Here is a 2645-nt window from a genome sequence, read left to right on the forward strand (position 1 = left end):
ATTGCTTCGGTTCGAGTAGAGTTAACTGCCTTTGCCATGCGTATCTGTGGTTTGGTGTTAATTATTTCTTCTTTTGCTACGGTGGTAGTGTGGATTGCTTTAGATATTATTGCGATCGAGCCTGTTTTAGCTTTGCGTAAAGATCTAATTCAAGCAGGAGAAGCTATCTGTGACGATCGCCCTGCACCTTCTTTTAATTCGGCTTCTATTAAACGTACTGATGAATTAGGAGACGTGATTGGTGCATTTGACAAGATGTTTCAGCAAATTTCTACTGCCGTAGAGCAACGCAAACAGGCACAAGCAGCATTAAAAACAAGTTTAGACCAAATCAAAGCCTATTCTCAAGCTCTAGATAATGAATTGGAGGCGGGAAGAATGATGCAGCTAAACTTTCTCCCCAATCCAGCACAAATCGAACACCTGACCAATAAATATGGCTGGTCAATTGCTTCATATTTTAAACCCGCTCGTCAAGTCGCAGGAGATTTTTATGATGTTTTTGAACTCGATCGCGATCGCCTGGGTATTGTAATTGCTGATGTTTGTGATAAAGGTGTTGGTGCAGCTTTATTTATGGCTTTGTTTCGCAGCCTAATCCGAATCTACTCCCAACAAATCCAACAGCAAGATCGGATTGCGGTGCTGGCTGGAAATCGGAGAACTGAAAACGAGCGAAATCAAGAGAACGAGGCACTAAAAGCTATTGCTCTCACCAATAATTACATTGCTGGCTATCACGGCGAATTAGGAATGTTTGCTACGGTCTTTTTCGGCATTCTCGAACCAGCGACGGGTTTACTCAGCTATATCAATGGCGGACACGAACCTTTGTATGTTCTACATCCCTCTGGCGGGATTAAAACCACCCTAGACTCTACCGCACCAGCAGTAGGGATGCTTGCGGATTTAGAATTTAATTCCAGTCAGATCTATCTCGAACCTGGAGAACTTCTTTTTGGCTATACCGACGGCGTACCAGAAGCTAGAGCCGAAAACGGAACATTTTTTACTCAAGAACGATTATTATCAGTTCTCGATCGCCCGACACCATCGGCAACTGAATTATTAAAAGCGATCGCCCAAGAAGTTGCCAGTCACGTTAAACAAGCGGAGCAATTTGACGATATTACTTTATTAACTATTCAAAACACAAATTTATCAATGGACAATGGTTGAACTATTCATTAATGATATATTCAACAGGAATGCGATCGCTCAACCAGACATTGTTTTGAGATAGAAAGAATTGAAACCCATTTCGATGCATTTTCTCCGCTTCGATTACTAGTACGACTGGTTTACCGTGTCTCTTGCCAACCTTGATGGCGGTGTTGCGATCTGCCGATAGGTGAACGTGATGGCGGTTTTGCTTGAGCAAACCTTGACGATAGATTGAATCTAAGAATCTGGTAGCAGTGCCATGATAGAGCAATTCTGGTGGTTTTTGGGGAGTTAAGGCTAAATCGACAGCTATGGAATGACCTTGATTGGCTCTAATTTTGGTTCGAGCGTCATTAAACCCAAAGCGTTTTTTATCGTTATTGGCTACGACTTGTTCTAAAATAGAGCGATTAATTTGCGTGCCTTGTTGTCTTGCCAACTCGATTAAAGTATTAACATCCGCCCAACCTCCCTCGTCTAAAGTCAGACCGATAGTTTCTGGTTTATGGCGCAGAATCAAACTAAGGAATTTACTGATTTTAACTAGTTTTTTTTTCCCTGCTTGACTGTTAAGAAAAGGGTCGTTCATTTTTATTTATATATCTAGAATATTTAATTGAGAAGAATTATCTATAGTTAATTCTTTAGTCACTATATCTATTTCATGTTGTAAATAGTCTGCTTCTATTTTTATTTTTACTAAACGATCGATTAAATTATTCTTTGGATCGTCTTTCTCAATTCTATTCTCCCAAATATCTATTTTAGATAACAAGTTTTTTATCTTGTAGTCATTATTCTGTTCTTGTTGTCTAATTACCTTTTCTCTACCTAAAAAATGCTTTTTATGAGTTATTGCTATAGAAACCAAGTCTATTTTATCATTTAAAAATGCTAATTTAGATCTTCTCGTCCAACGCTTAAGGTCATATAAATTATGATTGTATTCTTCTTCTAACTGGAGTTTAGACTAATTAATTGAATATATAGTCAACCAAACAAGTAAATAGATTTTAACAATCGACCAAAACTCATTAACAAAGCCAGAATAATTTAAGCTGATAACTTCTCTTTATTCCCTTTTTTCTGGCTTTCAAACCTGCCTTTTCCTTTCTTAACCAGAGGATATCGCAATTTTTTAGTCCGAATTTTCCCCTTTTGCCACCCAGGAGATTTTCCACGGGGTTTGGGTACAGATGCGGGTGTGCCAATCATGGCAATAATTGTTCCAAACCCTTGAGCTACTCTCCCAGGAGTTAAATTAACCTGTGGTTTTTGCCAAGGTAAGGGGTTATCGACCATCATCTCACGAGCTAACCATAACTCCCAGGTCATCATGGGCATTAACGGGACTTAAACAAAAATTAAGCCCAAACAAAGCCTAAGCTAGCTTTATAAGCGGTGAATACGTCACAATTTTGGTTAAGCCATTGCACAAAACGAAAAGACATAGCTGTACGAAATGCCTCTAATGCTTCAGG

3 protein-coding genes and 1 pseudogene are annotated in these 2645 nt (G+C 39.1%); 1 reads left to right on the top strand and 3 read right to left on the bottom strand.

What is annotated here, in order from left to right; all coding sequences use genetic code 11:
- On the top strand, positions 1-1179 hold a 1179-nt coding region (locus AC33VI_RS09190), incomplete at its 5' end, for a PP2C family protein-serine/threonine phosphatase (RefSeq protein ID WP_491781967.1).
- A 1-nt stretch (position 1180) separates the two neighbouring features.
- Here the strand turns inward: AC33VI_RS09190 and AC33VI_RS09195 are convergent.
- From AC33VI_RS09195 to AC33VI_RS09205, 3 genes and pseudogenes are all read right to left on the bottom strand, one after another.
- Complete coding sequence (locus AC33VI_RS09195) at positions 1181-1753, bottom strand: RNA 2'-phosphotransferase (protein ID WP_491781968.1); 573 nt, start codon at positions 1751-1753, stop codon at positions 1181-1183.
- 6 nt (positions 1754-1759) lie between these two features.
- Positions 1760-2035 carry a hypothetical protein gene (locus tag AC33VI_RS09200; protein ID WP_491781969.1) on the bottom strand — a complete coding sequence of 92 codons (276 nt, stop codon included), beginning with the start codon at positions 2033-2035 and terminating at the stop codon, positions 1760-1762.
- Between the two features lie 182 nt (positions 2036-2217).
- A pseudogene (locus AC33VI_RS09205) lies at positions 2218-2511 on the bottom strand (NF041680 family putative transposase); the annotation flags it as partial.
- Between the last annotated feature and the right edge of the window lie 134 nt (positions 2512-2645).

This window comes from Waterburya sp., from assembly GCF_058530065.1.

Excerpts from the sequence above, each read along its gene's own strand:
- AC33VI_RS09195 (WP_491781968.1), bottom strand. The coding sequence starts at position 1,753 with ATGAACGACCCTTTTCTTAACAGTCAAGCAGGGAAAAAAAAACTAGTT.